Source organism: Burkholderia sp. LFS061 (assembly GCF_047978125.1).
GTDB lineage: Bacteria > Pseudomonadota > Gammaproteobacteria > Burkholderiales > Burkholderiaceae > Burkholderia > Burkholderia pyrrocinia_C.
Genome location: NZ_JBFPFS010000096.1, coordinates 1 through 4,513 on the forward strand (window position 1 = coordinate 1; position 4,513 = coordinate 4,513).

Genomic DNA, 4,513 nt, shown 5'->3' on the forward strand with positions numbered 1-4,513 from the left:
AGCGATTGATAGGCTAGCGCACAATATTGCGACCCGCGATCCGTGTGCTGAATCAGACCTGCAGGCGGTCGTCTGGTGGCAACGGCACGAAACAGGGCCTGCATGACTAGATGTTTTGTCATCCGTTCGCTCATCGCGTAACCGACGATTTCGCCGCTGTACAAGTCCTTCAGGCCGGCAAGATACAGCCAGCCCTCGTCAGTCGCGATATAGGTGATGTCACCGCACCAGGCTTGATTGGGCACCGTCACGACGAAATCCTGGTTCAGCAGATTCGGCGCGACAGGCAGGTCGTGCTTTGAATTCGTCGTGGCCTTGAACCGGCGTTTCTGCTTGCAGCGCAGTCCCAGTTTTCTGCGCAGCCGCCTGATCCGGTGCACGCCGATCCGCACGCCACGCTCCTCGAGATGTTGCTGCAGGCGCTCAGGCCCGAAACTTTCCCGAGTTCGCTGATGGGCCGCGAGCACCTCCGCTTCCAGGCGAGGTCCTGCTGCGTTCTTCCGGACGGCTTGCGCTTGCGCCACGCATGGTAGCCGCTCACCGACACGTCCAGCACGCAGCACATCGGCTGCACGAGATAGTGCTGTCGCATTTGTTCAATCACGCCGTACCTCACCGCGACTCCTTCGCGAAGCACGTCGCGAACTTTTTTAGGAGATCGCGCTCCATCTTGACCTCCGCCAGTTCGCGCTTGACCTGCGCCAACTCGGCTTCCATTTCCGTCAGGGGCTTCTGGTGCTGACCGACATCTTTTAGCTTACCGGCCTTCGCCGCGCGCACCCAGTTTGCCAGCGTCTTGATCGGGATCGACAACCGCCGGGAAGCTTCTGATACCCCAACGCCTTCAGTCAACGCCAGCTTGACCGCTTCGTCGCGAAGCTCCTTCGTATAGACCGCTCTTGGAATTCGATTCATCCATGCCTCCGTTCCTCAATTTTACGAAACGTTGGCTTCCACTTTTTTCGACCGGCCTCAGTTCGTACCGAGAGCGAATGCCAGCAGACGGATGTCCAGATATGGCGGAATTCGCTGGGCAATCGCTACGTCGTCAGGAATATCATCCGACGCGCCCACCCAGGCGGCGAACGCTTCGACGGAGAGGCACGTTTATTGAACGAGCTCGATGTTCATGAATGGTTTCAGCCGATCGACGGTGTTCATCCGGTCATCCGCGCGGGCGCCAATTTCGACCCGCTGTGGAATCGCGCTTCGACATTTGCGATCAGTCTGGTAGCGATACAACACCGGCCAGACCACCCGCTGCCTTTGACTGGCGCGGCGCCGCATCAAGCGAAGCTGGACGCGATGTAGTCCGCCAGGCAGTGCACTGCCTCGGTCGCGTTTTCCTGCATGGTGTGCAGCTGCACATCCAGATGCCCCATCGAGGGAAAGCCATCGCGCTCACCGAGCGATTTCATTCCGTCTGGAACAGTGCTGCTGGCGAGAAGGGTAACACCAAGACCGGCGCGCACCGCTGCGATAATGCCGCTGTAGCTGGAGCTCGTGTAGGCGATTCGCCAGGGCAGGTTGACTCGGCTCAGGGTGTGCAATACGCGATTGCGATAGATGCACGGCGGCGGCGCAACGACCAATGAAAGTGGGCGCTGCGTATGACTAGCGTGATCGGGACTGGTGACCCATATCAAGGGTTCAGTAAGCACCTTGATCCCTTCAGCGTTTACTGCATCGTCGTGCAACGCAATGACCAGATTGAATTCGCCTTTCTCTTGCCGCGCCAGCAGGTTCTTGCTCAGATCGCAGGTGACCTCGAGCGTCACGTTGGGGTGCGACTGCGCGAACTTGCCGAGTATCACTGGCAGAAGCGAGGCCGTGTATTCATGCGGTGCACCAAGACGCACGCTGCCGGCAACCTTCGGCCGCCGAAGGCTGCCGACCGCCTCGTCGTTCAACGACAGCATCCGTCGCGCGTAGTCGATGAGCGCCGTTCCCTCGTCGGTTAGTTTCACGCGATGGGTTCCACGGACAAACAGCGGTGCCTCCAGCAATTCCTCGAGTCGTCGCACCTGCAGGCTGACCGCGGACTGACTTCTCCCGACGGCATAGCCGGCGCGGGTGAAGCTCCCCAGATCCACCGCCTTCACGAACGTCCTCAGCAGGTCGGTCGGGATATTGAGCATGATTGGTTACCCATTTCCATCGTCAATTATTTAATTTAAAGTATTAAATTGATAAATGTCAATACATCGCTAGTATAGGAACTGTCATCCGAAACGCGCACACCGCCTGGCATTGGCCGACATGGATCCAGGCGACGCCATGAGCACACTCGAATGCACCGAAGACCACGAATGGTTGCGCGTAGGCGGCGGCACATTGTCGGTATCACCGACAGTGTGCCGCCCGATGCTCTGGAGCAGCGCGTGGACGTCAACCGGTTGTGCACGATCGCGCTGTGCTGAATTCCGTGGCGAACCTGGCGCATGCGACGGTAGGGCGGAAAATTACTCCGCCGCCATCGCGACTGGAACGCGGTTTGCGAATTGCCATCTAACGAAGGATCGAATCATGGCAGGTCATCAAATTGTAAAGAGTCGCTTGGACAGCAACGATGCAAGCGAAATTGCATCGTTTATTAAAAGCGGATACGCGGACAACCAATTTACCCCGTTGAGCGCCTCCGGCAGTAGCTGCGCCATGGTCGGATCGGCGTGGGGCGGGGTGGCCATCTACGACGTCATCCAGGAAAAGCCATTTTCGCTCTCCTGGGAGGACACGCGGAGCAACTATTTATTCATGCACTGCAAGCAGGCCGGATCGGCTTTCTCAAGCCAGGGGACAAGCGTCCAGTGCGGGGCAAACGATGTCATGCCGATCTCGATATCCGGGAAATCGGCATTGGTGAACAAGCAGGAGAGAGGTGACCGAACGTCGGTCATCATCGATGCGGCAACGCTCACCAGCTTCGTCGAGCAGTGGATCGGACGCCCCGTCGTCACGCCGCTTGCGTTCGATCCTCGGCCGTTGTCGCAAGAAACGGCAGTGCAATGGAATGCAGCGACCGATTGCCTGCAGCAGATGATGTTGATGGATCCTGTCCCGGGTATCGCCGCTCAAGCACTGATCGAGCACATGTTGAAGATGGTGCTGGTGGGGCATGCGAACAACTACAGGGAGATTCTTTCCAGCGATCGTTACGTCAACGAGCAACTCGTGCGCTCAGCGCTCAATATGATCGCGACGGCCCCCTTGCAGTGGCGAACGCTAGGCATGATCGCGCACGAACTGGCATGCGCGACAGACGGGCTGGAAAAAGGGATCAAACGTCTGACCGGACGAAGTGCGATAGAGATCTTCCATGAGGCTCGGCTGGATTGTGTGAATCGTGCACTGTTAAAGGAAGACGGCATGGGCTTTATCGAGACGCTTCATGTTTACGGATTTTCTATCACCGAGCGTTTTATTCTTGATTATATCCGACGTTTTGGGGAGTCACCCGGTGCTACCTATCGGCGAAATCCGAATGTGGAAGATGTGATTTCCCGTGTCTCCGTGGAGCGTAATGCAATGTGCGAGCAGGCGATCAATGAGTATATTAATGCATCGCTGGGTGAGCGTATCAGCTTGAGTGATATTGCGCGCCACCTCGAAATGACCGAGCAAACAACCATTGCGACATTCAAGGAATTATTCTCGCGGACACCAATACAATACGTTATCGAGCGACGGCTGGAGCGGGCGCGGCACTTGCTCTGCCATACTTCGAATAGCATTATCTCGATCGCGCTCGAGTGTGGATTCGGTACGCAAAGCTACCTGACCTCGACGATGAAAAAGTATTATGGCGTCACGCCGCGCAGGATGAGAATCAACCATGAATGAAAGTGAGTATTCCGGAGCCGTGATTTCCGGAGCCTTGATTGGGTGGAATCACGGCGTCGCGGGTGCCGGCGTAGCACACCGGACTCTTGAGCCGCTTCTAAGATGCTGATTTCGAGCACCTGCCACATTCTTCTACGCGGCTTGCGTGCTCGATTTCCCTTCCGGATCTACTTGCGTCGCGCGTCGAAGCTGAGATCACGTTGACAGGACAGCGTCTTCGCATAGTCCGCATCGAACGTCGGTTTCGACACCCAAAAATTCGAGACTTTCATTCTGTCGCCGGGAGCGAGGCGCTCGTAGTAGTCGAGATGATGTTCGCTTGGCGTGGTTACCGCCTGATCATCTTTTGTTTCACCAGCGCGACGAGGACGGATGTCATCCGGGAGCTTGACACGCCATACTTTCCCGCCAGGTCGGCCGAGAAGTAGCGCTTGCCGATCACCATGCTATCCAGTACCTCCTGCAGAAGTTTCTCACGTACTTTGGCCGTCATGGCTTCCAGTCTTCCCGGTCAGTTCATTCGATTTCTGGAGCGCTCGAGCAAATGGGTTGGTAATCTCCTCGAAAAACCGGTGTGACCAGAAGTAGAATTTTCTTGCTGAGGGAGTTCTACAGCATGAAGAAGTCGAGATTCACGGACAGCCAGATCATGGACGCGCTCAAGCGCGTGGAA

Annotated in this window: 4 protein-coding genes and 1 pseudogene; 2 read left to right on the forward strand and 3 right to left on the reverse strand. The window is 56.8% G+C overall.

Going from position 1 to position 4,513, the window contains the following annotated elements; genetic code table 11:
- Window positions 1–915, reverse strand: a pseudogene (locus ACNQQL_RS35645) (IS3 family transposase); the annotation flags it as partial.
- Window positions 916–1,110: 195 nt separating this feature from the next.
- Here ACNQQL_RS35645 and ACNQQL_RS35650 point away from each other — a divergent pair.
- The gene (locus ACNQQL_RS35650) at window positions 1,111–1,311 is read left to right on the forward strand and encodes a hypothetical protein (RefSeq protein WP_347069466.1); all 201 of its coding nucleotides are present in this window, start codon (window positions 1,111–1,113) and stop codon (window positions 1,309–1,311) included.
- On the opposite strand, the gene ACNQQL_RS35655 is transcribed toward ACNQQL_RS35650, so the two are convergent.
- Window positions 1,287–2,138: a LysR substrate-binding domain-containing protein gene (locus tag ACNQQL_RS35655; RefSeq protein WP_347069470.1), complete on the reverse strand. Its 852-nt coding sequence runs from the start codon at window positions 2,136–2,138 to the stop codon at window positions 1,287–1,289. The two genes, ACNQQL_RS35650 and ACNQQL_RS35655, sit on opposite strands and share 25 nt — an antisense overlap.
- A gap of 388 nt (window positions 2,139–2,526) precedes the next feature.
- Here ACNQQL_RS35655 and ACNQQL_RS35660 point away from each other — a divergent pair, with 388 nt between their 5' ends.
- The gene (locus ACNQQL_RS35660; RefSeq protein WP_347069472.1) at window positions 2,527–3,840 is read left to right on the forward strand and encodes a helix-turn-helix domain-containing protein; all 1,314 of its coding nucleotides are present in this window, start codon (window positions 2,527–2,529) and stop codon (window positions 3,838–3,840) included.
- A 328-nt stretch (window positions 3,841–4,168) separates the two neighbouring features.
- On the opposite strand, the gene ACNQQL_RS35665 is transcribed toward ACNQQL_RS35660, so the two are convergent.
- Entirely contained in the window at window positions 4,169–4,333 is a 165-nt protein-coding gene (locus ACNQQL_RS35665) for a hypothetical protein (RefSeq protein ID WP_347069474.1), read from the reverse strand.
- Window positions 4,334–4,513: the final 180 nt, after the last annotated feature.

Coding starts and splice junctions, on each gene's coding strand:
- ACNQQL_RS35655 (WP_347069470.1), bottom strand. CDS start 2,138: ATGCTCAATATCCCGACCGACCTGCTGAGGACGTTCGTGAAGGCGGTG.
- ACNQQL_RS35660 (WP_347069472.1), top strand. CDS start 2,527: ATGGCAGGTCATCAAATTGTAAAGAGTCGCTTGGACAGCAACGATGCA.
- ACNQQL_RS35665 (WP_347069474.1), bottom strand. CDS start 4,333: ATGACGGCCAAAGTACGTGAGAAACTTCTGCAGGAGGTACTGGATAGC.